The 26,731-nt window shown below is 65.5% G+C and carries 24 protein-coding genes and 1 other RNA gene; 15 read left to right on the top strand and 10 right to left on the bottom strand.

Annotated features, from left to right (window positions below):
• The 5 genes from G6N44_RS08935 to G6N44_RS08915 form a co-directional block, all read right to left on the bottom strand.
• A complete protein-coding gene (locus G6N44_RS08935; RefSeq protein WP_163663205.1) occupies nt 1–1,203 on the bottom strand; it encodes a CaiB/BaiF CoA transferase family protein in 1,203 nt (400 codons plus the stop codon).
• Entirely contained in the window at nt 1,200–2,387 is a 1,188-nt protein-coding gene (locus G6N44_RS08930) for an alpha/beta hydrolase family protein (protein WP_163663202.1), read from the bottom strand. Before G6N44_RS08930 ends, G6N44_RS08935 begins: the two co-directional genes overlap by 4 nt.
• A complete protein-coding gene (locus tag G6N44_RS08925; protein WP_163663199.1) occupies nt 2,387–3,478 on the bottom strand; it encodes a homogentisate 1,2-dioxygenase in 1,092 nt (363 codons plus the stop codon). Before G6N44_RS08925 ends, G6N44_RS08930 begins: the two co-directional genes overlap by 1 nt.
• A 100-nt stretch (nt 3,479–3,578) precedes the next feature.
• The gene (locus G6N44_RS08920; RefSeq protein WP_163663196.1) at nt 3,579–4,202 is read right to left on the bottom strand and encodes an NAD(P)H-dependent oxidoreductase; all 624 of its coding nucleotides are present in this window, start codon (nt 4,200–4,202) and stop codon (nt 3,579–3,581) included.
• A gap of 26 nt (nt 4,203–4,228) precedes the next feature.
• On the bottom strand, nt 4,229–5,395 hold the full coding sequence (locus G6N44_RS08915) for an acyl-CoA dehydrogenase family protein (RefSeq protein ID WP_163663192.1): 1,167 nt from the start codon (nt 5,393–5,395) through the stop codon (nt 4,229–4,231).
• A gap of 462 nt (nt 5,396–5,857) precedes the next feature.
• Here G6N44_RS08915 and G6N44_RS08910 point away from each other — a divergent pair, with 462 nt between their 5' ends.
• On the top strand, nt 5,858–6,835 hold the full coding sequence (locus tag G6N44_RS08910) for an esterase family protein (protein WP_163663189.1): 978 nt from the start codon (nt 5,858–5,860) through the stop codon (nt 6,833–6,835).
• 122 nt (nt 6,836–6,957) lie between these two features.
• On the opposite strand, the gene G6N44_RS08905 is transcribed toward G6N44_RS08910, so the two are convergent.
• From G6N44_RS08905 to hisN, 3 genes are all read right to left on the bottom strand, one after another.
• Complete coding sequence (locus tag G6N44_RS08905) at nt 6,958–8,178, bottom strand: acyl-CoA dehydrogenase family protein (RefSeq protein WP_163663186.1); 1,221 nt, start codon at nt 8,176–8,178, stop codon at nt 6,958–6,960.
• A gap of 38 nt (nt 8,179–8,216) precedes the next feature.
• Nucleotides 8,217–9,614 carry an acyl-CoA dehydrogenase family protein gene (locus G6N44_RS08900; protein ID WP_163663183.1) on the bottom strand — a complete coding sequence of 466 codons (1,398 nt, stop codon included), beginning with the start codon at nt 9,612–9,614 and terminating at the stop codon, nt 8,217–8,219.
• Nucleotides 9,615–9,716: 102 nt separating this feature from the next.
• On the bottom strand, nt 9,717–10,499 hold the full coding sequence (gene hisN / locus G6N44_RS08895; protein ID WP_163663181.1) for a histidinol-phosphatase: 783 nt from the start codon (nt 10,497–10,499) through the stop codon (nt 9,717–9,719).
• Between the two features lie 23 nt (nt 10,500–10,522).
• On the opposite strand from hisN, the gene G6N44_RS08890 reads away from it, so the two are divergent.
• Entirely contained in the window at nt 10,523–10,855 is a 333-nt protein-coding gene (locus tag G6N44_RS08890; RefSeq protein WP_163663178.1) for a hypothetical protein, read from the top strand.
• On the opposite strand, the gene G6N44_RS08885 is transcribed toward G6N44_RS08890, so the two are convergent.
• A complete protein-coding gene (locus G6N44_RS08885; RefSeq protein ID WP_163663176.1) occupies nt 10,856–12,226 on the bottom strand; it encodes an FAD-dependent oxidoreductase in 1,371 nt (456 codons plus the stop codon). It lies immediately after the preceding gene.
• A 151-nt stretch (nt 12,227–12,377) separates the two neighbouring features.
• Here G6N44_RS08885 and prfB point away from each other — a divergent pair, with 151 nt between their 5' ends.
• The 11 genes from prfB to G6N44_RS08825 all read left to right on the top strand — a co-directional run bounded on the left by prfB (nt 12,378) and on the right by G6N44_RS08825 (nt 23,422).
• Nucleotides 12,378–13,487 carry a peptide chain release factor 2 gene (gene prfB / locus G6N44_RS08880; RefSeq protein ID WP_163663174.1) on the top strand — a complete coding sequence of 370 codons (1,110 nt, stop codon included), beginning with the start codon at nt 12,378–12,380 and terminating at the stop codon, nt 13,485–13,487.
• Between the two features lie 13 nt (nt 13,488–13,500).
• On the top strand, nt 13,501–14,460 hold the full coding sequence (locus G6N44_RS08875) for a mechanosensitive ion channel family protein (protein ID WP_372508187.1): 960 nt from the start codon (nt 13,501–13,503) through the stop codon (nt 14,458–14,460).
• The gene (locus G6N44_RS08870) at nt 14,457–14,975 is read left to right on the top strand and encodes an Rv3103c family proline-rich protein (protein ID WP_163663169.1); all 519 of its coding nucleotides are present in this window, start codon (nt 14,457–14,459) and stop codon (nt 14,973–14,975) included. Before G6N44_RS08875 ends, G6N44_RS08870 begins: the two co-directional genes overlap by 4 nt.
• Before the next feature lie 45 nt (nt 14,976–15,020).
• On the top strand, nt 15,021–15,710 hold the full coding sequence (gene ftsE / locus G6N44_RS08865; protein WP_163669750.1) for a cell division ATP-binding protein FtsE: 690 nt from the start codon (nt 15,021–15,023) through the stop codon (nt 15,708–15,710).
• Nucleotides 15,711–16,607: a permease-like cell division protein FtsX gene (gene ftsX / locus G6N44_RS08860; protein ID WP_163663167.1), complete on the top strand. Its 897-nt coding sequence runs from the start codon at nt 15,711–15,713 to the stop codon at nt 16,605–16,607.
• A gap of 10 nt (nt 16,608–16,617) precedes the next feature.
• Nucleotides 16,618–17,109 (top strand): SsrA-binding protein SmpB, encoded by a 492-nt coding sequence (gene smpB, locus G6N44_RS08855; RefSeq protein WP_163663164.1) that lies wholly within the window; start codon nt 16,618–16,620, stop codon nt 17,107–17,109.
• Nucleotides 17,110–17,278: 169 nt separating this feature from the next.
• Nucleotides 17,279–17,647, top strand: a transfer-messenger RNA (tmRNA) gene (ssrA, locus tag G6N44_RS08850).
• Between the two features lie 166 nt (nt 17,648–17,813).
• The gene (locus G6N44_RS08845) at nt 17,814–19,229 is read left to right on the top strand and encodes a tyrosine-type recombinase/integrase (RefSeq protein ID WP_234805731.1); all 1,416 of its coding nucleotides are present in this window, start codon (nt 17,814–17,816) and stop codon (nt 19,227–19,229) included.
• Nucleotides 19,230–19,315: 86 nt separating this feature from the next.
• The gene (locus G6N44_RS29430) at nt 19,316–20,920 is read left to right on the top strand and encodes a hypothetical protein (RefSeq protein WP_234786295.1); all 1,605 of its coding nucleotides are present in this window, start codon (nt 19,316–19,318) and stop codon (nt 20,918–20,920) included.
• A gap of 32 nt (nt 20,921–20,952) precedes the next feature.
• Nucleotides 20,953–23,004, top strand: a complete 2,052-nt coding sequence (locus tag G6N44_RS08830) for a hypothetical protein (RefSeq protein WP_234799819.1) — start codon at nt 20,953–20,955, stop codon at nt 23,002–23,004.
• Nucleotides 22,997–23,422 carry a hypothetical protein gene (locus G6N44_RS08825; RefSeq protein WP_052615835.1) on the top strand — a complete coding sequence of 142 codons (426 nt, stop codon included), beginning with the start codon at nt 22,997–22,999 and terminating at the stop codon, nt 23,420–23,422. The genes G6N44_RS08830 and G6N44_RS08825 overlap by 8 nt, the downstream gene beginning before the upstream one ends.
• A gap of 187 nt (nt 23,423–23,609) precedes the next feature.
• Here G6N44_RS08825 and G6N44_RS08820 read toward each other — a convergent pair whose 3' ends face one another.
• A complete protein-coding gene (locus tag G6N44_RS08820; protein ID WP_052615985.1) occupies nt 23,610–24,641 on the bottom strand; it encodes an AraC family transcriptional regulator in 1,032 nt (343 codons plus the stop codon).
• Between the two features lie 147 nt (nt 24,642–24,788).
• Here G6N44_RS08820 and G6N44_RS08815 point away from each other — a divergent pair, with 147 nt between their 5' ends.
• Entirely contained in the window at nt 24,789–25,064 is a 276-nt protein-coding gene (locus G6N44_RS08815; RefSeq protein WP_052615986.1) for a hypothetical protein, read from the top strand.
• A gap of 102 nt (nt 25,065–25,166) precedes the next feature.
• Complete coding sequence (locus G6N44_RS08810; protein ID WP_078313701.1) at nt 25,167–26,591, top strand: DUF1254 domain-containing protein; 1,425 nt, start codon at nt 25,167–25,169, stop codon at nt 26,589–26,591.
• The last annotated feature ends 140 nt before the right edge of the window (nt 26,592–26,731 follow it).

Raw genomic sequence — 26,731 nt, 5'->3', positions numbered from 1 at the left:
TCACAGCACCCCCTCGGCGCGCAGGGTTTCCAGGTCGTGTGCACTGCGTCCGAGCAGGCCGCCGTACACCTCGTCGTTGTGCTGGCCCGGCCGGGCCGACCCGGCGTTGCGGATCGTGCCGGGTGACTCGGAGAGCACCGGGACGACGCCGGGGCCCTTGACGTTGCGCTGCACCCGTTCGTCGAAGTGGTCGGCGAGCATGCCGCGGGCCTGCAGTTGCGGATCCTGCATGACCTCGGCCACGGTGTTGATCGGCCCGCTGATCACCCCGGCCTGCGACAGGGTGTCGATGATGTCCTCCGGCTGCCGCTTACCGGCCCAGTCGCCGATGATCTTGTCCAGCTCGTCCTGATTACGGCCGCGGGCAACGTGATTGGAGAACCGATCGTCGGTCGCCAGCTCCGGACTGTCCATCGCCGCGCACAACCGGCGGAACACGGTGTCCTGGTTGGCCGCGATCACCACCCAGCTGCCGTTGGCGCTCTGATAGATGTTCGACGGCGCGATGCCTTCCAGCCGGGTGCCCGACGGCCCGCGCACCACCCCGCCGACGTCGTAGTCGGGGATGGTGGATTCCTGTATGGCCAGGCAACTTTCGGTCAGTGCGGTGTCGACGATCTGACCTTCGCCGGTGACGGTCCGCCGGTACAGTGCGGCCAGGGCGCCCTGGGTGGCGAACATGCCGGCCAGGCTGTCGCCCAGGGACAGGGCCAGCCGCGGTGGGGGACCGCCCGGGAACCCGTTCATATGCCGCAGTCCGCTCGACGCTTCGGCCACCGAGGCGTAGCCGGCCTTGCCTGCATCCGGACCGGTCTGCCCGTACCCGGACACCCGCACCAGGATGATGCCCTTATTGTGTTCGCGCAGAACGTCGTAGCCCAGATTCCACTTCTCCAGGGTGCCGGGCCGGAAGTTCTCCACGATGATGTCGGACCGTTCGACCAGCTCGAGAAACAACTCGCGGCCCTTGGCGGTCCGAAGGTCCAGGGTGACGGCCTTCTTGTTGCGGGCGTGCACGGTCCAGAAGAAGTGGTGCCCGTCGAGCTCGGCCTGCCCCCAGGTGCGTAACGGATCCGGGGTGGCCGGAAGTTCGATCTTGATCACCTCGGCGCCCATGTCGCCCAGCAGCCGGCCGGCGAACGGACCCGAGATCAGGGTGCCGAGCTCGATCACCCGAACCCCGTCCAAGGCTCCGGTGGTCATGCTGAAAATCCGTGCCGGTGCAGCCAATCCGTGCAGACTGCGACGGCCTGGCGCAGGGTGCCGCGCTGATCTGGGCCCGAGTAGTAATGGTTGGCGCCGGGGATCTCGTGCATCTCCTTGTCGGAATGGCCGATCGCTTCATAGAGCCGGCGGGTGTGGCTGGGCGTGCAGGCGTCGTCTGCCAGGTTCCCGATCACCAGGGCGGGGACCGCGATATCCGGCCCGGCCTTGACGGCGTCACCGTTGGCATCGTCATAGCTCCACTGCGACAGCCAGCTGCGCAGCGTGCAGAATCGCGCGAGGCCGACCGGGCTCATGTTGACCACCTGGGGATCACCCAGATAACAGGTACCGGGTTTGCGATCGTTGGGATCGACGGTGGGGTCCAGCCATCGCGGGTCAGCCATGGTGCCGTGCACGACGAACGCGAACTCGTCATCCGGCCGCCCGGCGGCCTTGAGCTCGGCCAGCTTTTCTTTGACCCACTTGGTGATCCGCCGGTTCCGGGCGATCTGGGCCGCGTGGTAGCGCTCCAGGAATTCCGCCGTGTACGGCGGCTGGTTGGGGTTGTCCGGGTTGTAGAGGTCGAGTTCGGGATCCCGCTTTGACGGATCGTTCTCGTCGAGGATCGACGCGTCCATCCATTCGGTCATGGTGCCGTGCCGGCTGATGTGCGCGGCCAGCAGCATGATTCCGTCGGCCGGGGTCAGGCCCAGCTTGGTCAGGTCCGGCCCGTCGCCGGACGGGCTCGCCGTCACCGTCGGGTGCTGTGCCTGCTGCTGGTAGAACACCGACAGCGAGCCGCCGCCGCTCCACCCGGCCAGCACCACCTTGTCGTAGCCCAGCCGGTTCTTGGCGTCCTTGATGCACTCGCCGAGATCCTCGACCACCTTCTCCATCAGCAGGGCCGAGTCGGTGCCGCGAAACCGACTGTTGCAGTAGATGACATGGTGTCCGGCGCGGGCCAGCGCATTGATCATCGGTAGGTACGCGCCGCCGCCGATCGGGTGCATGAACACCAATACGGTGTCGGACGGCTTCTTTGGGCGTAGCAGGTAGCTCTCGAGTACCACGAGCTCGGCGACGCCGCCGTACACGTCGCGCACCGACGAGTTGTTCTGGTAGGCAACCAGATACGGGACGCGGTCATACTCGTGCTTCACGGGTGCTTCGGCTGTTGTCATTAGTGCTGCCCCAGATCGTTGGCGAGGATTTCGGCGGACGGGATGAGACGACGACGGGTGTCGATGGCGATCACCGACCAGTCGACCCGGTCGTAATCGTCGAATTTGCGGCGCGCGCGTTCCCGCGCCTTCTCGGGCGCCCCGTGGTGAACGCCCTGCGGTGCATGGGAAACCAGGCCGGGCGGCATCGGGATGCCGTAGAGGGTTCCGCCGTGGAAGAACGCGATCTCGTCGTAGTCGACATTGCGGTGGTACCAGGGAGTGCGCTCGGTGCCGGGCACACTCTCGGCGGGCTTGGGCAGGAAGTTCATCACGTACACGCCGGTGGCCTGCATGAAGAGGTGCACGGTCGGTGGCAGGTGCACGCTCTCGGAGGTGATGACGGTGTAGTCCTCGATGTTGAAGGTGAACGGGAAGTTGTCGCCCCGCCAGCCTTCCACGTCGAGGGGATTGTGTTGGTAGAAAAGAGATGTCGGGCCACCATCGTGTATCAGGCGCACCTCGTACTCTTCCCGCCCATCGTCGTCGATCGGCGCGGGCTCGGGGATGGTGACCTGCGCCGGGTCGAACGGGAAGTGCCGGCCCAGGGTGCCGGCCGGCGGGACCCGGAAATCGTCGGTGGCCTGGATCATCAGCCACGTGCTCTGACTGTCGGGCACCTGGCGGAACGTGCAGGCCTTCGGGATGTAGACCCAGTCGCCCTCGCGGTAGCGCAGCGGGCCGAACTCGGTTTCGAGCAGGCCCGATCCCTTGTGCACGAACAGCAGCAGGTCGCCGTCGACGTAGCGGACGAAGAACGGCATCTCCTCGGTACGCCGGCTCAGCAGCACCTGGCAGTCGGCGTTGGAGAACATCAGCAGCGGCCCGCCGTGCGCATCGGTGGCGTCGCTGGGCTTGAGCTCGCTGGACAACACGTCGGTGGGGCGCAGCGGGCCGACGGTGCGGTAGGCGGTGGGGTCATTGCGCCGGTACATGTTGGCGGTGCGGCCGACGAACCCGCCGCGACCGAGTTCGTCGTCCTTGAGGCCGTCGAGATCGGCATGCACCCGTTTGGGGGTCTTGCCTTTACGCAGATGGACGAAGGATTCCATGCTCGACTCCTGAACGGTTCGGAATGAAAACTGAAAGTGACTTTACTTTTTGTTACCGCTGGCGACAAGGGGGTTGAGGGTCGGGATCCTGCCGGGCCGGTCAAGCTCCGGAGGCGCCCGCTGCCGCGCGTGCCCGGGCGACTGCCTCTGTGCGCATCCGTTCCCGCTCGGCCGGTGTCCATCGTGTGGTGGGTTCCACCACCAGGGTGTCGACGCGGTACCCGAGCATCCCGAACACGTACTCCAGATACGGCTTCTGGAAATCCTGCAGTTCAGGGTGGCGGCCGTCGTACGCGCTGCTGCGGGTCAGGATGAGCTGCAACGGTTTTCCCTCACCGAGAGTGCCCACGTGTTCACCACGTTCGTTGAGGGTGAAGCTGGCCACCGGCTGCACGATGATGTCGATCCAGGCCTTGAGGGCATGTGGCACGTGCCAATTCCACATGGGGGAGGACACCACTAGCCGGTCGAAGCCACGTACCCGCTCGATCTCGGCGAGCACCTGCTGCCACACCGCCTGCTGGTCCTCGGTGATCGGCTCGCCGAACAGCTGCGCGAATTTCGCGATCGCCGCATCCCGGCCGAACCGTAGTACATCGTCGTCCCACACTGACAGGCGTTCCACGCCGCCTACCGTGTCGGCAGCATCCAGATAGGCCTGCGCCAGTTGCGAGGACAACGCGTCGTCCCCCTTTGGGCTGGCCTCGATCCACAGAGTCTTCATCAATCTCTTCCGTCAGATCAGCTCGCTCAGATCATGGAGGTACGGGGGATCTTCATCCCCAGCGTCAGCGCACCGGCCAACTCGCGGCTGGTGTCGTAGTCGAACACCACGTGGCCGGACAACACGTCGACATCGCGCTTGAACCGCTGCAACGGGCTGGACAGAAAATGGATGCTCGCGCCGCCCGCGCCCATCAGATCGGCGATCACCGCCTTGGATTCGGCGACGATGTGCGCCGCCGCCAGCCGGGCCTGTGCGCGCACCGGCTTGTCCACCGGGTCACCGGACCCAACGATGGCCTCGATCTCACCGACGGTGTCGGCGAGCAGGGCGCGCAACGCGCGCACCCGTACCTGGGCCCCGGCCAGATGCGCCTGAGCGATCGGCTTGTCCTTCTGCATGACGCCTTCGTAGGGCAGCACCCGCTCGCCGAGGCGCTGCGCGTAGATCTCGGTGACCCGCTCGGCGCTGCCGAGGGCGGGCATCGCCGCCAGCAGGGCCAGCGCGGGCACCATCGGCCAGCGGTAGGTGCTGCTGTCGTGCAACCCGGCGCCCGGCGCGGTACCGGAATAGATGTCGAGCACTTTCACCAGCCGGTGCTCCGGGACGAAGACGTCGGTGGCGATGGCGTCGTTGGAACCGGTGGCTCGCATGCCGTCGGTGTGCCACACGTCGGCCACGGTCACATCGCTGATGGGCAGCAGCGCCAGCGCCGGGTACAACGCATCGTCGGGTCCGCACAGTGCGGCCACGATGATCCAGTTCCCGTGCATGACGCCGGTGGCCCACGACCACCTGCCGCTCAGGCGCACACCGCCATCGGCGGGCAGGCCGCGCCCGGTCGGTGCCAGTGGGGCCGGTGCCAGGAACGGGCGGCTCGCGAATGCCTCCTCCTGGGCCTGCTCGCCGAACAGCGACAGCATCCAGTTGTGCAGGGCCAGGAAGCCGATGGTCCAGGCGCTCGACGTGCACCCGTGGGCCATCCGGCGTACCGGATCCAGGATCGCCGGGAAATCGGCCTGCTGACCGCCGTAGCGGGCGGGAACCAGCAGTTCGGTGAAGCGGGAGTCGACGAGGTCGGTCACTGTCGCGTCGGGAAGCCGTCGTAGCTCCTCGGCTTCGCCGGCCCGCTCGGCCAGGCGGGCGACGAATTCGGCGGTGATGACACAGTCCGTGGTGGGGGGCGAGGTCATGGCCGAAAGTTACCATACTTTTTAGTATGGCGTTGGTCGGGGCGGTCCCGAAGGCTCTGGCCGGGCATTTCGAAAACTGGATGGCGACGATCGGATAACCGTCCGGACACCAGTTGTGAACAGATGCGCATCGGTGTTCATCGACCGCCGTCCGCGCGGTCGCGAGTGTTGGGCCATTTTCCCAGGTAGATCGCCCACCAACGCGTAATAGATAAAGTCGAAATCACTTTTTGAAATCCGCAGATGTGCAGTTCGGCGGCGCGCCGCGGGTTTTCCACCTTCGTGGGCGCGTGATTTACTCATGGCGCAACAACTGAATTCTTCGGTCCGCTCATCAGAGGCACCGGCTCAGGCGAGCGGGCGTGACAGTGCAGCGACTCGGTCGCTGCGGTGTCTCTTGGCGATACTCATCGCTGATCGCGCAAATGGCGTTAGTTGACCGGAAACGGATGGATTCGCAGTATGACCTTCATTGACAAGATTCGTGGCCATTGGGCCCGCCGCATGACGGTGGCGGCCGTGGCAGCGCTGATGCTGCCTGGCTTGATCGGCGTGACCGGCGGGTCGGCGACCGCGGGAGCATTCTCCCGTCCGGGTCTGCCGGTGGAATACCTGATGGTCCCGTCGCCGTCGATGGGCCGCGACATCAAGATTCAGTTCCAGAGTGGTGGGCCCGGTTCGCACGCGGTGTACCTGCTCGACGGCCTGCGCGCTCAGGACGACTTCAACGGTTGGGACATCAACACCAACGCGTTCGAGATGTTCCTCAACAGCGGCCTGTCGGTGGTCATGCCTGTCGGTGGCCAGTCCAGCTTCTACGCCGACTGGTACAACCAGGCCTGCGGTAAGGCCGGTTGCACCACGTACAAGTGGGAGACCTTCCTGACCAGCGAGCTGCCGCAGTGGCTGGCTGCCAACCGCGACGTCGCGGCGAACGGCAACGCAGCGATCGGCCTGTCGATGGCCGGCTCCGCAGCGCTCATCCTCGCGACCTACCACCCTGACCGGTTCATCTACGCCGGTTCGATGTCGGGCTTCCTGAACCCCTCCGAGGGCTGGTGGCCGTTCCTGATCAACATCTCCATGGGTGACGCCGGTGGCTACAAGGCCAACGACATGTGGGGCCCGACCGAGGACCCGAACAGCGGCTGGAAGCGCAACGACCCGATGGTGCAGATCCCCACGCTGGTTGCCAACAACACCCGGCTCTGGATCTACTGCGGTAACGGCCAGCCCAACGAGCTGGGCGGCGGCGACCTGCCTGCCACCTTCCTCGAAGGCCTGACCATCAAGACCAACCGCACCTTCCAGGACAACTACATCGCCGCGGGCGGCACCAACGGTGTGTTCAACTTCCCGGCATCCGGTACCCACAACTGGGCCTACTGGGGCGCGGAGTTGCAGGCCATGGTTCCGGACCTGCAGCGGGTGCTCGGCTGAGCCGAACAACACGCGATAACGAGATCGCCCAGAACACTTGGTGTTCTGGGCGATTTCGCTATCTGTGGGTGCGCGCCCGATCCGGGGCGTCTGCTCGCCGGGAGAACCGGCTGAATATGCGACTACTTCAATTCAGCCGAGGACAGACCCAGCAGGCGGCGGGCAACCACCAGTTGCTGAATCTGCTGGGTGCCTTCGAAGATGTCGAGGATCTTTGAATCGCGGGCCCACTTCTCCAGCAGGGTCTGCTCGGAATAGCCGGTGGTGCCGGCCATTTCGACGGCCTTGAGGGTGATGTCGCTGGCCACCCGGGCGGCCTTGGCCTTACCCATCGAGGCTTCCTTGGAGTTGGGGATCCTGTTGTCGGCCTGCCAGGCCGAGCGGACGGTCAACAGGTAGCCGGACTCCCAGTCGGCCTCCATGCGCAGGAACTCCGCGGCCGCGGCGCTCTGGGCGTGGGCGGGCTTGTCGTAGGAGATCTCGATGCCGGCGTCGGTGAGGATCGCGCGCAGGTCCTCCAGAGCGGCGCGGGCGATACCGACGGCCATGGCCGCCACGATCGGCCGGGTGTTGTCGAAGGTCTCCATGACCCCGGCAAAACCCTTGTCCACGTGGATCTCCGGGTCGCCCAGGAGGTTGTCCTTGGGGATGCGGGCGTTCTCGAAGCGGATCACCGCGGTGTCGGATGCCTTGATACCCAACTTGTGTTCGAGACGCTCGACGGTGACCCCGGGATGCTCGCGCGGCACGATGAACGACTTGATGGCCGCCCGGCCCAACGACTTGTCCAGAGTCGCCCACACCACGATGTGGGTGGCCCGCGAACCCGCGGTGACGAAGATCTTCTCACCGTTGATCACATACTCGTCGCCGTCGAGCACCGCGGTCGTGCTCACCGCCGCCGAATCGGACCCGAATGACGGCTCAGTGATGGCCATTGCGGCCCACACGTCCTTGCCCAGACGGTCGAGTTGTTCAGGGGTGGCCACCGAGGAGATGGCGGCGTTGCCCAGGCCCTGGCGCGGCACCGACAGCAGCAGGGCGACATCGCCCCAGCTGACCTCCAGTGCGTTGAGCAGCGCGGACATGTTGGCACCGTTGACGGTGGTCTTGTCGCCCTTGGCGTTGGCGTCGTCGCGGAACGCATCGGCACCCGCGAACGAGATCGTCTTGGCTGCCGACATGCCTTCGAAGAGCGTGGCCAGCGTGTCCAGCTCGACGGGGTAGGCGTGCTCGGCGAGGTCGTACTTGCGCGAGATCGGGCGAAGCATCTCGGCGGCGCCCTGGTGGCCCTTGTCGATGACCGCCTGGAGCTTGCGGGGCATTTCCAGATTGATTGCCATGATTAGTCTTTCAGCTCAGGAAAAGGAATGACGCCGGGTCAGATGACTACGACACCCTCGGCGACGCCGATGGCCCGCAGGTCGCGGTACCAGCGCTCGACCGGGTGTTCCTTGGTGTAACCGTGACCGCCCAGCAGCTGCACACCGTCCAGACCGATCTGCATGCCCTTGTCGGTGCCGAGCTTGCGGGCCAGTGCCGCCTCGCGGGCGAACGGCAGCCCCTGCTCGGCGCGGGCGGCGCCGCGCCAGGTGATGAGCCGCAGGCCGTCGAGTTCGATGGCGATGTTGGCGGTCATGAACGCCACCGACTGGCGGTGGGCGATCGGCTCGCCGAAGGCCGTGCGTTCCTTGATGTAGGGGATGACGTAGTCGAGCACCGCATGTGAGGTGCCGACGGCCAGCGCGGCCCAGCCCAGCCGGGACAGGGCGATCGCCTCGCTGTAGTCCTGATCTGTCGCGCCGTCCTCGCCGAGACGGTTGCCCAGCGGCACCGCCACGTTGTCGAGCTCGATCTGACCGAGGGCGGCCGCACGGATGCCCATGCTCGGATCAGCCTTGACGGTGAGCCCCGGTGACGAGGACTCGACGATGAACATCGCCGGCTTACCGTTCAATTGCGCTGCCACGATGAACAATTCGGCATCGGCGGCGGCCGGCACCAGCGACTTGACGCCGGACAACCGGTAGCCGCCCGGGGTGCGGACCGCGGTGGTCCTGAGTGCGGTGGGGTCGAACAAGGCATGCGGTTCGGCGATCGCCACGCAGGCCTGTGGCACGTTGTCGCCGGCGAAGTCCTTGAGGTAGGTGGCCTGCTGGTCGGCGCTGCCCCAGTGGGTCAGCGCCGAGGCGACGCCGCCGGGGGCCAGGATCGGCAGGGCCAGACCCATGTCGCCGTAGGCCAGCGCCTCCGCGACGAGCGCATTGGTGACGGTGCTGCGGTGCTCGGCGATGCCGTCGAAGTCTTCGGGCACGTTGACCGCGGTGATACCCAGTTCGGCGGCCTTGGCGATCAGGTCCGCCGGGTAGGCCGCAGCCTCGTCGGCGTCATGCGCGGCCGGTCGCAGGATCTCCGCGGAGAACTCCCGGACCGTCTCGACGATCATCTGCTGGTCTTCGTCGGGGGTCAGGTCGAAGTAGTCGGCCCCGCTGGCCTTCAGTCGGGTCGGCGCCTTGCCCAGGCCCTGGACCTTCTGGAATTGCCGGGTGGCCGAGCCGAGGGTCGAAAACGCTTGTTTGACACCGTATTTCAGACCGCGGTTGAGCGGATCGCGCAGGCCGTAGCGGTCCAGGAATTCCTGGCCGACGAGGGGCGTGATCAGCGCCAGCCCGATGTCGGTCGCTGTGCGCTTGTGCTTGTGCAGTCCAACCGCACTGTGCCGGCCGGAGCTGGAGGGACGGGAGGGGGTGCCGTTCTTGGACGGCAGGGTGTTGGTCATGTCGGCTGCCTCTGCTGGTCGTGGCGACGCATCTGACCGTATCTTACTCCGGAGTAAGGTATGGCATCTGTTACCAACTTCACACCTCGTGACGAGGCCCGTTCACCCGGCGGACAGCCTGGTCAGCACCGCCTCGTGCAGCAGTCCATTGGTGGCCAATGCGCTACGTCCGTGCGGGCCCTGAGCCCCGTCGATGCTGGTGAACGTGCCGCCGGCCTCGCGGATGAGGATGTCCAGCGGGGCGATGTCCCAGAGCTTCACCTCGGGCTCACAGGCGATGTCGACCGCGCCCTCGGCGACCATGCAGTACGACCAGAAGTCGCCGTAGCCGCGCACCCGCCACACCGCATCGGTCAACGCGACGAAGCTGTCCCGGCGGTCGTCCCAGCCGGTGGTCAGGTCGGAGTAGGACAGGCTTGCCGATGCCAGGTCGCCGACGCCTGACACCGACAGTTTGCGGGTCGTCCCGGCGAACGAACCGAACGCGCCCTGACCCAGGCCCGCCCACCATCTCCGGGCCAGTGCCGGTGCACTCACCACGCCGACGGTCGGGACACCGTCTTCGAGCAGCGCGATCAAGGTGCACCACACCGGAACGCCACGGACGAAGTTCTTGGTTCCGTCGATCGGATCGATCACCCATTGACGTCCGGTCAATGTCGTTGTCCCACCGAACTCTTCGCCGAACACCGTGTCGTCGGGCCGGGCTGCTGCCAGTGCGGCACGCAGTGCTTCCTCGGCTCCGCGGTCGGCGTCGGTGACCGGGGTCAGGTCGGGTTTGGTCTCGATGTGCAGATCGAGCGCGCCGAAGCGATCCATGGTGAGTGCATCGGCCTGATCGGCCAAGTCGAGGGCCAATGCCATGTCTTCTGCGGTGCTACCCATGCGTGCAGTCCTACCATGGCCTGGTGTGGGAATTCGGCATACTTCTCTTGCTCGTGGGTGCGCTGGTGCTGTTGCTGGCGCCACGGATCATGCGGCACCGGGGAATTCGCGGTGAGCTGGCGCACGGCACGTTGCTGGTGACCGGGGTGAGTCCGCGCCCGGACGTCACGGGGGAGCAGTACGTCACGATCACCGGCGTCATCACCGGGCCGACCGTCAGCGAGCACGTCGTGTACCAGAGGATGGCCGTCGACGTGAACGACTGGCCGGCCATGGGCGCGTTGTTCCCCGTCGTCTACTCGCCGGGCAATCCGGACAAATGGGCCTTCGCGCCCGCGGAGCCGCCACCGGCCTGATCAGGCGTGGCCGACCCGCAGCAGTTCGGCCACACTCGCCAGCTTGACGCGAGGCCGCCCGACCGACTCGCCGGCGGCCCGCTCGTGCGCATCGATCAGCTGCCAGTGTGCGTTGGTGACGAGGGCGGGCTGGTGTTCCAGCAGCCACTCGGCCAGTTCGTTGGCGTATTCGGGGCCTCGCTCTTCAATTCCGCCGGCCCGAAGATCGCCGAGCAGGGTATCGACGGTGTCCTGCGAGTCTTTCTTATTGCTGCCGATCACGCCGGAGGGTCCCCGCTTGATCCAACCCACCACGTATTCGTTGCGGCTGCCGTCGATGCGCCCGTCGGTGTGCGGGATCGTGCCGGAGCGTTCGTCGAACGGAAGCCCCGGCGTGGGTACGCCGCGGTAGCCGACCGCCCGCACCACCAGCTGGACCGGCAGCTCCTCGCGTTCCCCGGTGTCCTTGGCCGCCATGCGCCCGTCCTCATCGCGGACAAGCTGGTTGCGGCCCAGCACAATCGACTCGACCCGATCCTCACCGCGCAATTCGATGGGGGAGGTGCAGAAGCGGAACACGATGCGCCGCTTGGTTTCTTGGGGCGGCTGGTCGATGTACTTGCGCAGCGCCTTGATGTTCTGTTTGACGGTCTTACCCGCGGCTTCGAGATCGTCGTCGGTGATGTCCGCGAAATCGGCCGGGTCGAGGATGACGTCGACGTCTCCCAGCCCCTCCATGTCGCCCAGTTCGCGCAGTTCCAGTGTCGTGAACGTCGCCTGCAACGGCCCGCGGCGTCCGATCACGACCACCTCTTCCACCCCGCGGGTGTCCAGCGAGGCCAGCGCGTGTTCGGCGATGTCGGTGTTGGCCAGGGCTTGTGGGTCGCTGACCAGGATGCGAGCCACATCGAGGGCGACGTTGCCGTTACCGACCACCACCGCCCGCCCGCCCGCCAGATTGGGTGCCATACCGGTGAAATGCGGATGGGCGTTGTACCAGCCGACGAAATCCACCGCGGCCACACTGCCGGGCAACTCCTCCCCGGGAATGTGCAGGGCCCGGTCGGACTGTGCACCGATGGCATAGACCACCGAGTCGTAGCGTTGTGCCAACTCGGCCGGCGTGACGTGCTCGCCGACCTTGATGTTGCCGAAGAACCGGAACCGGGGATCGGCCGCGATCTTGTCGAACTGCGCGCTGATCGACTTGATCTTCGGATGGTCGGGTGCCACCCCCGAGCGCACCAGCCCCCACGGGGTCGGCAGCATCTCGAGCATGTCGACGCGGACGTCGCGATCAGAGTCGGGGAGATCGGCGAACTTCAGCAACGATGCGGCAGCAAAGAACCCCGAAGGGCCGGAGCCGACGATCGCTACGTGATATGGGCGCATACCCTGCCTTCTTAACGAGCGGAAAAACCGTCACAGACCCGGCCGATGACGTGCTGGGCCGAGTACCACCCGACTTTAAACACAGATCGTCGGCGCTGCCGCGAGTCGGAGAGAACTGCCGCCGAAATCGCGCCGGGTACCCTGAACATTCGTGGATCCAGACCGCCAAGCCGCCATAGCCGCACTCGACACCACCTTGACGACCGTGGAGCGGGTGCTCGACATCGATGGCCTGCGCCAGCGGATCGACATGCTCGAGCAGCAGGCGTCCGATCCGAAGCTCTGGGACGACCAGTCGCGGGCCCAGAAGGTCACCAGCGACCTCTCGCATGCGCAGAGTGAACTGCGCAGGGTGCAGGAACTGCGTCAGCGAGTCGAGGATGTGCCGGTGCTGTTCGAGCTGGCAGCCGAAGAGGGTGGCGAAGACGAGCTCGCCGAGGCCGATGCCGAGCTCGCCAAGCTTCGCGAAGAGATCGAGACCCTCGAGGTCCGCACCCTGCTGTCGGGGGAGTACGACGAGCGGGAGGCCGTCGTCACGATCCGCTCCGGCGCGGGTGGCGTCGACGCCGCGGACTGGGCCGAGATGCTGATGCGGATGTACATCCGATGGGCCGAGAAGCATGACTACCCGGTCGAGGTGTTCGATACGTCCTACGCCGAGGAAGCCGGGATCAAGAGCGCGACCTTCGCCGTGCACGCCCCGTTCGCCTACGGCACCCTGTCGGTCGAGCAGGGCACCCACCGGCTGGTGCGCATCAGCCCGTTCGACAATCAGAGCCGGCGCCAGACCTCGTTCGCCGACGTCGAGGTACTCCCGGTCGTGGAGACCACGGACCACATCGAGATCCCCGAAGGCGACCTCCGCGTCGACGTGTACCGGTCCAGCGGCCCGGGTGGACAGTCGGTGAACACCACCGACTCCGCGGTCCGGCTCACCCACGTCCCCTCCGGCATCGTGGTGACCTGTCAGAACGAGAAGTCGCAGCTGCAGAACAAGGTCGCGGCGATGCGGGTTCTGCAGGCACGGCTGCTGGAACGCAAGCGTTTGGAAGAACGCGCCGAGATGGACGCGCTCAAGGGCGACGGCGGCAGCTCATGGGGCAACCAGATGCGCTCCTATGTGCTGCACCCCTATCAGATGGTGAAGGATCTCCGCACTGAGTACGAGGTCGGAAATCCGAGCACGGTCCTCGACGGGGACATCGACGGATTCCTGGAGGCCGGGATCAGATGGCGCAACAGAAAAGATGACGACGACTAATACGCTGTTGACCATGTCCCTCGCCGCCCGTTGGCACGATTTCTGGGCCGGCGAGATCGGTGTGTGGATTCTGACCACCGGGCTGCGGATCGCCCTGCTGATCATCGGCGGCCTGCTGGCGGCGCGATTCATCAACTGGGCCGCGCAACGGGTGGTGCGCCGGATCGACGCCGAGTACCAGGAAAGTGATCAGCTGGTGCGCTCGGAGAGCGCCAAGCACCGGCAGGCGGTCGCCTCGGTGATCTCGTGGGTGTCGGTGGCGGTCCTGTTCATCATCGTGCTCGTCGAGGTCACCGACGCCCTCGAGGTGCCGGTCGCCTCCCTGGTCGCCCCGGCCGCAGTGCTCGGCGCCGCGCTGGGTTTCGGTGCGCAGCGCATCGTGCAGGACCTGCTTGCCGGCTTCTTCATCATCACCGAGAAGCAGTACGGCTTCGGCGACCTCGTGAGGTTGACCATCGCGGCGGCCAACGAAGCCGAGGGCACGGTCGAGGACGTCACGCTGCGGGTCACCAAGCTGCGCTCATCCGAGGGCGAGATGTACACCGTGCCCAACGGGCAGATCGTGAAGGCGCTGAACCTGTCCAAGGACTGGGCGCGCGCGGTCGTCGACATCCCGGTACCGGTGGGCGTGGACCTCAACGTGGTCAACGACGTGCTCAACGACGTGCTCAACGACGTCGCCGAGAAGGCGGCCGAGGACGGCGAGCTGTCCAAGCTGTTGCTCGACAAACCCCAGCTGATGGGTGTCGAGAGCATCGGACTCGACACCGTCAACCTGCGGATGGTCGCGCGCACCCTGCCGGGCAAACAGTTCGATGTGGGCAGACGGTTGCGGGTCCGCGTGGTGCGTGCGCTGCGCCGGGCCGGGGTGGTGACAGCGTCTGACGCATCGATCGCCGCTGCGGGCGACGTGATCCACCCAGACGTCGTCGCGCAGGCGCAGGCCGTCACGGCGCAGGAGCCGAAGAAGTGAGGGTCGACTTCACCCGGCTGACGGAGGGTGCGACCAAGTTCTGGCACAGCCGGGTGGGCCGGGTTCGCACGTCGACGGTGGCATTGATCCTGGTGTTCATCGCGCTGTCGTGGGTGCAACAGGAGTACCGGCCCACGCAGGCCGAGCCGCAGTCGCCCGACACCCAGGTGGTGCCGCCCGGGTTCGTGCCCGATCCCGACTACACCTGGGTGCCGCGGACCAAGGTGCAGGCGCCCCGTACCACCACACCGACCGAGACGCCGGAGACCACCATCCCGACGACCACGACGCCGACCGAGACGCCGGAGACCACCGAGACCGCCATACCCGGTGTGCCGACGACTCCCAGCACGACACCGTCGCCGGGCGCTCCGCGTACGACGGTGGTCGATCCGGACGGTCCTGGACTGCTTCCGCCCATCACGTTGCCGGTGCTCCCGGGGGCGGCTCCGAGTCCTCCGGCCGAGCAGCAGCAACCAGCCCTGGAGCCGGTGGCGCCGACATTGCCGCGCTAGCCTGACCAGCCGGATACTTTCGCCCCGCTAGACTGGCGTGCCGTGATGATCACCCTCGACCACGTGACTAAGCATTACAAGTCTTCGGCGCGCCCAGCGCTCGACGACGTCTCGTTGAAAATCGACAAGGGTGAGTTCGTCTTCCTTATCGGCCCGTCGGGTTCGGGCAAGTCGACGTTCATGCGATTGCTGCTGGCCGCCGAGACGCCGACCTCCGGTGACATCCAGGTGTCGAAGTTTCACGTCAACAAGCTCCCCGGCCGCCACGTCCCGAGCCTGCGTCAGGTCATCGGGTGCGTTTTCCAGGACTTCCGGCTGTTGCAGCAGAAGACCGTGTTCGAAAACGTGGCGTTCGCACTCGAGGTGATCGGCAAGCGCGGCGAGGTGATCAACCGGGTGGTCCCGGACGTGTTGGAGATGGTCGGTCTGTCCGGAAAGGCCAACCGGCTGCCGAGCGAACTGTCCGGTGGCGAGCAGCAGCGCGTCGCCATCGCGCGGGCCTTCGTCAACCGTCCGCTGGTCCTGATCGCCGACGAGCCCACCGGAAACTTGGATCCCGAGACCAGCAAGGACATCATGGATCTGCTGGAACGGATCAACCGCACCGGCACCACGGTGCTGATGGCCACCCACGACCATCACATCGTCGACTCCATGCGCCAGCGGGTCGTCGAACTCGAACTCGGCCGGCTGATTCGTGATGAGCAGCGCGGCGTCTACGGAATGGATCGCTAAGTGCGCTTCGGATTTCTCGTCAATGAAGTTCTGACCGGGCTTCGTCGCAACGTCACGATGACGGTGGCGATGATCCTGACCACTGCCATCTCCATCGGGTTGTTCGGTGGAGGTCTGCTGGTGATCCGGTTGGCCGACCAGTCCCGCGACATCTACCTGGACCGGGTCGAAAGCCAGGTGTTCCTGACCGACGACATCTCGGCCAACGACCCCACCTGCGACGGCGACGCGTGCAAGGCGCTGTACCGACTGATCGACGACCGCGACGACGTGCGCTCGCTGAGCTTCCTCAACCGCGAGCAGGCTTATGAAGACGCGATCAAGAAGTTCCCCCAGTACAAGGATGTCGCGGGCAAGGACGCGTTCCCGGCGTCGTTCATCGTCAAGCTCAACGACCCCGAACAGCACGAGGCGTTCGACAAGGCGATGCAGGGCCAGCCCGGGGTGCTCAACGTGCTCAACCAGAAAGACCTGATCGACCGGTTGTTCGCCGTGCTCGACGGCCTCAGCAGTGTCGCGTTCGCGGTGGCACTGGTGCAGGCGATCGGTGCGGTCCTGCTGATCGCCAACATGGTCCAGGTGGCTGCCTACACGCGGCGCACCGAGATCGGCATCATGCGCCTGGTCGGTGCGACCCGCTGGTATACGCAGCTGCCGTTCCTCGTGGAGGCGATGATCGCGGCCCTGATCGGCGTGGTGATCGCGATCGTCGGGCTGATCGTGGTGCGCGCGGTGTTCCTGGAGAAGGCGCTCGACCAGTTTTATCAGTCGAATCTGATTGCCCGAGTCGACTACGCTGACGTGCTCTACTTCAGTGCACCGTGGATGTTGTTCCTCGGCCTGGCGATGTCAGGCATCACCGCCTACGTGACGCTGCGGCTCTACATACGAAGGTAGTTGTGGCTTAGTGGCGACGAAGAAATCCAGCCCCGCCGGTAACAAGCAGATTGTGGCCAGCAATCGCAAGGCGCGGCACAATTACATGATCCTCGATACCTATGAGGCGGGTATCGCGTTGATGGGTACCGAGGTCAAGAGCTTGCGTGAGGGGCAGGCCTCGCTGGCAGACGCGTTCGCCACCGTCGACGACGGCGAGATCTGGCTGCGCAACGTGCATATCGCGGAGTATCACCACGGCACCTGGACCAACCACGCGCCGCGGCGCAACCGTAAGTTGCTGCTGCACCGGAGTCAGATCGACAACCTGATCGGCAAGATCCGGGACGGCAACCTGACCCTGGTGCCGCTGTCGATGTACTTCTCCGACGGCAAGGTCAAGGTCGAGCTGGCGTTGGCCCGCGGTAAGCAGGCCCACGACAAACGTCACGACATCGCCAAGCGTGACGCCGACCGGGAGATCACCCGCGAGTTGGGCCGCCGCGCCAAGGGCATGTCCTGAGCACGGCGAGCGTGCGCGTCTGCTGCCCGACACGCTGTATTTCACCGGCAGTCCGCGCACCCTTGGCGGTTGCGAGCGACACGAAACCTCCGCCGGAATAATCACTTGGCGTTCGCCGTTGGGCCTGGCGTACTATGAACAGTCCTGCCGGAAGTCGGCAGGGATGCGAGGGGCTGATCGGTTTCGACTTCGCGCATCGAATCAAGGGAAGCGTGCCGGTGCAGGCAAGAGACCACCGTAAGCGTCGTTGCAACCAATTAAGCGCCGATTCCAATCAGCGCGACTACGCACTCGCTGCCTAAGCGACTGCGTGTCTGTCAGACCGGGAGCGCCCTCGGCCCGGACCCTGGCATCAGCTAGAGGGACCCACCCACGGGTTCGGTCGCGGAATCCGTGGGGACATCAAACAGCGACTGGGATCGTCATCTCAGCTTGTTCGCGTGACTGAGAGATCCGAGTAGAGGCACAGCGAACTGCGCACGGAGAAGCCTCGAGGACATGCCGTAGGACCCGGGTTCAATTCCCGGCAGCTCCACCGATAGAACACAGATAACTTCATATTCGAGACCTCCTTGCCGACGAGCAAAAGTGTCATACCCCTGCGGTACGACTGGATGCACAGGCGGTAAGGAGGTCTCTGCATGCGGATAGTCATGGTCCGGAGAAGCGCTCGCGAGGGCGAAGTTCTGCAAGCTCCCGATGGCGTGACAACGCTCCCATGGTCGTCGGTTGTGCAGGCGCTCGACCGGCAGGACATCCCGGACGGCCTTCCGTTCATCGTCGATGACGACGGCTCACTGACCGGCTGCGACCGACTCAACACCTACCTGCTGACCGCATGGCGTCAACGCGCCTACGACCTCGACAGCCTGCGGAGCTTTCACGCCTACCATCTCGCTCGGTTGCTGCGGTTCGTACGCCAGCGCCGCGGCGGGGAATTGGTGGACCTCACCGCCACCACGACTGAGGATCTGACCGCTTACCGGGATGCCCGCCAGCAGGAAGTCCTGGACAGCACGCTGGCTACCGAATTTGGCTGCTTCTCCTCGTTCTTCTACTACGCCGCCCAGATCGGCTGGATGGAGAAAGACCCGATCCCGCGCTGGGGCCGCAACAACCGCAACACTCTCATTTCCCACAAACATCGCGAGCGTAGAGCGCGATTCCTCAAGGCGGCCCAGACCAAGCACTTCCTCGAGGTCGGCCTGCGCGGTGACGGCTCCGACCCCGCGGGTGCGCCCGCCTACCCCGAACGCGACTACGTGTACGGGCTGCTACTGGCAACCACCGGCCTCCGACGCGAGGAGTGCGCGCTTCTCCTCGACGCCGAGGTTCCGGCCCCCGAAACGATGGGATCCGAGTCCATCCAGGTCTTCGACCGGCTCGGCAAGAAGCAGGTGGTCCGATCCATCTACATCACCGCACAGGTAGCCCACGCCACCGACCTCTACCGCCGGACGGAACGGCACCGCGTCGTAAAGGCGGCCCAACGCAGCCTCCGCGCCAAGATTCGTGACGGCTCTCTGCTGGTGGTCGACGACCTAATCGAGCGGCGGGGAAAGCTCTACGTCGCCATCGGATCCCAGCGCATTCCACTGGTCCGGTTCACCAACAAGGACCGGGCCAAAGCCGTCCGGCTCCTCGATGACGGCACCATCGACCCACTCGCGTTGTTCGTATCCCGCAGCGGACTCCCACCCGGACTCGAACGCTGGAACCAACTCTTCGCCGACGCTCGCGAACGAGTCCGCCACTCCGGCCACCGAGACCAGCCGCCCCGCCACGTTCACGTCACACCTCACACGATGCGACATTCTTACGCGGTCCGGATGCTGGCCGCGCTCATGAAGGAAGGACGACAGCGCGCCGGAGACGCCTACCTGCTGCTGGCAAACCCCGTACTGACCGTCAAGGAACTCCTCGGCCACGCCAGCGTCCAGACCACCATGCACTACCTCCACGCCGCAGGCACATGGACCGAAGACGTTCCGGCCGCCCTCGCGGGAACCGCAGCCGACGTCGTAGGACATACCGATGACGACCCCGGCCCCGACCCCGAGACCATCGAGGACGACTGGGATGAGCCCGACGTTGGCCCCGATGCCGGAGACGTTCAGTGAGGGGCTCCTACTCGACCCCCGACGTGCCCGCGAATTCTGCGACACCGTCGGCGTCGAACGATGGCCGGTTCACCTTCGAGTGGGCCGTGTACAGCGACACACTGACCTACACCATTGACCCCTCGACGTTTGAGACACCGGTTATCGCAGCCGAACTCGCAGGGACTTGGCTCGAGGTGCTTACTGAGTTCGGGCGCATGGAGTACTCACTCACGTCAGGGCTTCTGAGCTTCTTGCGGTCGATGGGTACGCTACCGCTGACCGACGATCAGAAGACCGCATTCGCGTTGCGGGACTTGCGCCGGGCACATTTGGACCTGTGGGAACTCAATATGCTGGCTAGTCACCGAGAAGCGAAATCAGACACCGCCTATCGCAAAGTCGTCCACGTCTTCGCCCTCCTTCGACGGCACGAGGATGACCACCCCGGCACGCTTCATGAACAGATCGCCGATCGGTTGGCGCGACAACCGCGCTTATGGCACCACCGCAACGACGGACTGCCGCCGCTGAGCGAGCAGGAGACCCGCGCATGGCGCCGATGGGCTTACCAGAAGGCGAAAAATGCTCTGTCCCAGCCGGACCGAGGCATTACCGACATCGACGTCCAGACCGCCACACACGTACTGCTCAGCCTCGCAACCGGCGAACCGCCTGAGGTGCTCCGCGCCCTGACCGTTCACGACATCGAAGCCACTACCACGGCCGAAGCAGAGGACTCGGTGTCCACGCTGTCGCCGATAGACAGACTCCGCTATCTCGCCGAGAACGACCTCATCGACCTGCTCCGCGTCCGATACACCAAGAACCGCGCACACGAAACGTACGACGAGGTGTACGCCCGCCGTGACACCGCTCCATTCACCGCGTTTCGCTGGGCCGTGATGCTCAACGCAGCCGCCCGCGCCGAATCTGATAACCCCTCATTGATCCTGATGGAGGATGTTCATGGGAGAGTGAAGCAACCACCTTGGCAGCGCCTGGCTTACCGGCTATCTGAGATTGCCGCGCGGAACAGCCTTCCGCTATCGGGTCCGAACCAATGGGCACGGCTGCGCAAGGTTGCCACCACCCGCGAAGTGCTCGCCGACCCCAAGTCCTACCTGGCTAACGGGCGCCGCCACTCCGCGAAGACCTTCTTCGGCCACTACACCAACAGCACTGTTCTCCGCGCCGAAGCCGGCCGCATCCTCATCGACAGCGTCAACGACATATTCGACAGCGCTATCAACGGTCCGACCATCGTTAGCCCGGACGCTGAGCAAGCCATCCGAGCCGGTGCAGACGCGCCCGGCCTCGACCAGGACACCGCCAGCGCTCTAGTTGCCGGCCAACTCGACGGACCACACACCGGATGCCGCAATCCTCTCGACAGCCCCTACGAGAAGAAAGGAACGGTCTGCACCAAGTCCATCACCGGCACCTGCTTCGCGTGCCCCAACGCGCTCATCACGCTGCACCACCTGCCGGCTGCCCTCGCGATCCAGGACATGACACATCCCGATCGCGCCGCCGACCCGGAAACCTGGCAGACGCACTGGAAACCGATCTACGACACCATCACTGAGGTGGTCCTGCCGACCTTCACTCCCGAGCAGGTCAAGCACGCCCGCCAGCAAGCGAACCTGACACCGATCGACGCAGGCATTCTCAACGACATGCGTGGCGTCCCGGAAGCACCGGCATCGTGACGGCCAGAAGATCCCCGCGAGAATCCCCAGCATTGTGGAGGAACCCCTTCACCGCGGAGGTGCGCGTCTGGCCCCATCTTGCCGGCGGCCCGCAATACGGCGACGACCCATGGGATCTCGCCCTTGTGGCCAACCGGGTCAACATGGCAGAGCGCTACATTCACTTCGCCAGCGCTCCGGATGTGCACCGCATGACCGTCAAGAACATCCTCATGACGGTCGCAGCCCCCGACCGCGAAGTCGTCGTAGAGGCGGGCGTCATCCGCCGCGGCGACGGAACACCACCAGCAGGGCTATACGACTGCTTTCGCAAGCTCGTCGTCATCGCCAAGTGGTCCGAGGACAACGGAACCGCCCGCTTCGCCGACTGGACTCAAGCCGACGCCGATCGTTTCCTCGATGACCTCCGCACTGGCCAGCACCGCGCGGGCGGCGTCGGACTCACCGCGACGAGTATCCGTGGGTACGTCACCACCTTGCGGTTGCTGCGAGAGTGCCAGGCAGTTCTGCCCGATGCGCTTTCCTTCTTCCCCTGGGCGGGCCGCAGCGCTTCCAGCGTCAGCGGTGAAGTCACGCACACCGAGAACACCACGCCGCCCCTCCCGTGGGAGACCTGGGCGCCGCTCATCACCGCATCATGGGTAATCGTCGACCGATTCAGCGATGACATCATCGCCGCGACCGATACTCGAGCTGCGCTTCCGAAGGAGCCACGAGGACCAGCTGGAGCCAACGCGTACAACGCCTTGCTCGACTGGACGGAGCAGCGCGGTCTGTTACCCCTGCATACCGGGTTCGGCCGCACCAAACATCAACGAGGAGAGCCGAATACGACACTGCTAGAAAAACTCCTCGGCATCAACGCCAACGTCCTCAACCGGGCGAGCCACCAGTACATGCCGGACGCCACGGCACTAATCGCAACCGCTGCGGCCGACCCGCAGCGGGCGACTTTCGGAGGACTGCACGTGCCGACTGCCGTCGTCTCCCACCCGGACGGGACAAGCAGCCCGTGGGTGGAGGAGTTGGGCCTCGGTGAAACCGAGTATCTCGAAAGCGTGCTCCGCGCTGCTTGCTACATCCTGATCGCCAGTCTTACCGGCATGCGCGACAGCGAGATCCAGGAACTGACATGCGACAGTCACACCACCAAGGACGGACTCGCCGCGCTCCGCAGCATCCAGCACAAGGGCAACGACCATCCTGACGGTGAGCGCCGAACGTGGTGGGCACCCAGACCTGTCATCCGGACCGTCGAGGTGCTGGGCGAACTCACAAGACACGACACGCATCTGTTCGCCCGCCGCAGTGGCAACGCTGGCTCCTACGCCCCGAATCGCGACATCGCCAGGCTCATCGCGTTCGTCAACGATGACCCCGCCCAACGACCAGGACGCGGTCGGGGACTCGGGCTGGAACACATCGCGATCCCGAACGGCCAGGCCGTCAACGCAACCTCCCTCCGACGTGCGTTCAGTGTCTTCGCCACCACCCGCCCCGGAGCGGAACTCGGATTGGGAATCCAACTGGGACACAGCGCATGGCGGATGACCACCGGCTACATGAGTGACGGACAACAACGGGCCGTACGCCTGATGGACGACGAACGCAAACGCGTCCTGCACAGCGACGCCGCCGCCCTGCTGCAGGCGGATAGTCCCGTGGCAGGGCCGGCAGCTCACCACGTGACCGGATTCCGCGCACAGATCATCACCAACTCTGACCGCGCCGATCGCCTCACCGCAACGCTAGCCGAGCGACTTCACCTGGGGCTCACCAATGACTGCATGTGGAACCCGGCAACCAGTAGCTGCGGCGGCGACCGCCCAAAACTCGGCGACCACGTGTGCGTCGGCGTCGACTGCACCAACGCCCTACTGCGCTCTGCACATGTCGGCGTGATCGCCAGTGCCATCGACCGCATCGACACCTACCTCGATCAACAGCGCGGCCATCCGGCTCTCATCGAACAGATGCGCCGAGACCGCGCAAACCTCGCCCGCATCCGCCGCGAACTCACCACGGCCGACGACCCAGACGACCTCTACGACGACGACCTGGACCAGGAGAACGAACATGCCTAGCCCCACCCGCAAGCGCGTCAGCGATGCCGTCATGCAAGCGATCGCCGACGCCATCACCGCCATTGAGAACAGCTCCGACATGCCACGCACCAAAAGACAAATCGAAGCGATCACCGGCCGGAGTCACGACGCCGTCGCTCGCGCCTTCGTTCAGGACCGAATCGAGAACAGCTCGTACCGTCTCAACAGCCGCTTCGAGCAACTCACCGCGAACCTGACTAGGGGTGACAGCCTGAATGCCGCTGCGATCCGTAACGACCGGCAGACCATCGCCGAACTACGCCAGAAGAACCGTGACCTACACGACCAACTCGACCGCTTCGCCACCGCACTGTTCGCGCGGCAGCTTGATGCCGAGAACGAGCGGGCGGAGATCGAACTCGTCACGCGAATCCGGCGAGGCCAGCGGGGGGAGTAACGAGTTTCGCCCACGCGGATCTGTGCGGATCGGTTCGATGAGCGAATCGAGCACAATGATCGCCCGGCCCAAGTCCGCAGAAGCTACACCGGACGCATCGTCGGCGTGATCCGATCGCCGCTCGGGCGACGCCCCGCCGGGATCGACAGACCGTCACCAAAACGCACCGTCAAAACGCGGCGTTGGTCTACCCCATACAGAAGGCAAGTCGTCCCCCACCGGGATGGTACCGGTTCCGGTACGCGGTGGGGGTCACCCCGAACCAGCGTTTGCAGGCGCGGGTGAACACGCTGTGCTCGGCGTAGCCGAGCTGGCGCGACACGTGGGACACGGGTAGGTCGGTGCCGACGAGCAGGCGGTGGGCCAGTTCACGGCGGGTCTGGTCGACCAGTTCGGGGAAGGTGGTCCCTTCCGCGACGAGGCGTCGCTGCAGGGTCTTGGGGTGGATGCCGAACTGATGGGCCACCAACCCCGCCGTGAGTTCGCCGGTGGGTAGCAGTTGGCGCACCATGCTGCGCACCGTGTCGGCGATGTCGCGTGTGCGCTGACCGTGGGCTTCTGTCAGGTAGTGCATGGCGAGTCGGTGTGCCAGCGGATCGTGGGTGAGCGGGCGCTGTAAATCCTTGGCGCGCAGGGTGAATCCCGCGATCGGATCGTTGAAGTGGGCTGTGCATCCGAAGTAGCCGCGGTAGTCGGAATCGGTTCCCAGCGGCGGGTGCGGCACGTGCACGGCGACGGGTCGGTACGCGGCGCCCAGGAACAGGCGCAGCACCTGCAGGGTGAGGCCCAATGCTAGTTCGATCGCCTGGGATTGCGGGGGCGACGGCTGCAGCAGGAAGTCGTATTCGAACCGCCGCAGCGCCGGATCGGCATGGTCGGTGATGCGTGCGATGATACCGGGGCTGTGGGAGCTCATGTAGGTGTCCAGGATGGTGAACGCCTCGGCGACGGTGGCCGTGGTGCGGGCCGCGAGCGCGACCGGGCCGAGGATGTCGATGCTCTGGTGCTGAGCGAGCTGGAGTCCTAAGTCGGGCACATCCAGGACCGTGGCCGCGTCTTCGACCGCGGCGATGGCGCTGCGCAGCGGAATGAAGCGGTCATCGTTTCCCGCGTCGGCGGGATCGATCCCGGCCGACGCCAGCAGCGCGTCCGGATCTCCCCCGTGAGTGCTGACAAGCGGAGCGAACCCGGTGAGCGACGATCCACGGACCAGATGCATGTCCATGATAGTCAAGAAGAGGTCCAGCAAAGTCAAGACAAGCGGGTGCCGGGTCGTGCAAAGTGGTTGCCCGGGTCGGGGAACCGTGACGTGTTGTGGCCGACCCGATAAGGGTGGGCCACAACGGAGATGAACCAGGGGAACCCCGTGAACCGACGTATCACAACGCTGCTGGCCGCCGCGGCACTCGCCGCCGCTCCGCTGACCATCGCACCGATCATCAACGCGGCCACGGCGTCGGCGGATGTCTGCGCAAGCGCCGGGGGCCGGCACTTCTCCGCAGGCGGCTGCACCAACATCGCCGGCGACGTCGCCGTGGGTGCGGCGATCGCGGCCCAGCATGTCCCGTACGTGCCCGGCGAGATCCCCTGCTACACCGTCGAAGGCGTTCCGTACTTCACCCCGCCCGGCCAACCCTGCTGACCAGCGGCGACTGCACACACCGCGGCGCCACACCAGCTAACCTGCACCCGAGCGGCCCCGCGAGCGGACCCGCGGTGCCAACTGACAATCAGAGGAGAACGAATGAGGTTCGGCAAGGCCATGGCGATTGGTATCGCCGCGGCGGTGGTCGCAGCGATCGCGGGCTGTGGCGGCAAATCCGAAGCGCCCACGGGCAGCTCGGCGGTGACGCCGCAGGAGATGCGCACGATCGCCAAAGAGGCATACGTGTACGGCTTCCCGATGGTGGACATGTACCGCATCGAGAACGCCTACGCGGTCAGCAAGGACAGCGGCCAGTACCTGGGCGACTGGAACCAGATCCACAGCATCGCCCGCGTTTTCACCCCGGCCGACACCACGGTGCAGACACCCAACTCCGATACGCCGTACTCGTTCCTGGCAACCGACCTGCGGACCGAGCCGCTGGTGCTGACGGTGCCGCCGATCGAGCAGGGCCGGTACTTCTCGCTGCAGTTCATCGACAGCTACACCTACGTCTACGACCTAATCGGCAGCCGCACGACCGGCAATGGTGGTGGCACCTACCTGCTGGCCGGCCCCGGCTGGCAGGGCGAGAAACCCGCCGGCGTCGACAAGGTGATCCGCACCGACACTGACTTCGGGCTGGTCCTGTACCGCACGCAGCTGTTCAACCCGGCCGACCTCGACAACGTCAAGAAGATCCAGGCCCAGTACAAGGTCGAGCCGCTCTCGACGTTCCAGAAGGCGCCGGCCCCAGCCCCTGCGCCCGCGGTCGACTTCATCACGCCGCTGACACCGGACGAGGAGAAGACGTCGCTGGACTTCTTCAAGGTCCTGGGCTTCACGCTGAAATACGCACCGGTGAAGCCGGAGGAGAAGGAGCTGCGGGATCGGTTCGCCAAGATCGGGATCGGACCCGACGGGGATTTCGATCTCGCCACGCTCAGCGACGAGCAGCGCAATGCCATCGAGGGCGGCATGGCTGATGCGTGGGCCGAGCTGCACACCTTCCAGACCGAGCAGATGCAGACCGGCAAGGTGACCTCCGGTCAGTTGTTCGGGTCCGCCGAGCAGTTGGGCGGCAACTACCTGTACCGGTTCGCCGGAGCGGTGATGGGCATCCTGGGACTGCCGGGCGCCGAAGCCATGTATATCCCGCTGACCAACGACTCGGCCGGCGCCAAACTCAACGGCGCGAACACCTACACGCTGACCTTCCCCGCTGGGCAGCTCCCGCCGGTGAAGGCGTTCTGGTCGGTCACCATGTACAAACTGCCGGAGATCCTGCTGGTCGAGAACCCGATCAACAGGTACCTGATCAACTCGCCGATGCTGCCGGACCTGGTGCGCAACCCCGACGGCGGGATCACCCTCTACCTGCAGCACACCTCGCCGGGACCGGAGAAGGAATCCAACTGGCTGCCCACCCCGGCCGGCGACTTCGAGATGATCCTGCGGACCTACTGGCCCGAGCAGGCGATCAGCGACGGCAGCTGGACGCCACCGAAGGTATCGAAGAGCTAACCGACCGAAACCCACAGTGGCCCGGCCGGATTCGGGCGAGCCGGGAGTGGGAGGCGGCCAGATCGTGAAGGATAGAGACGCGCCGGAGAACACCGACGCGTGGAACACGGCCCGCCGGGGCCGCGGAGAGGACACCAGCA

It is taken from the genome of Mycolicibacterium alvei, assembly GCF_010727325.1.
In the GTDB taxonomy this organism is placed as follows: Bacteria; Actinomycetota; Actinomycetes; order Mycobacteriales; family Mycobacteriaceae; genus Mycobacterium; species Mycobacterium alvei.
This window is presented reverse-complemented; position numbering and strand designations above follow the sequence as displayed.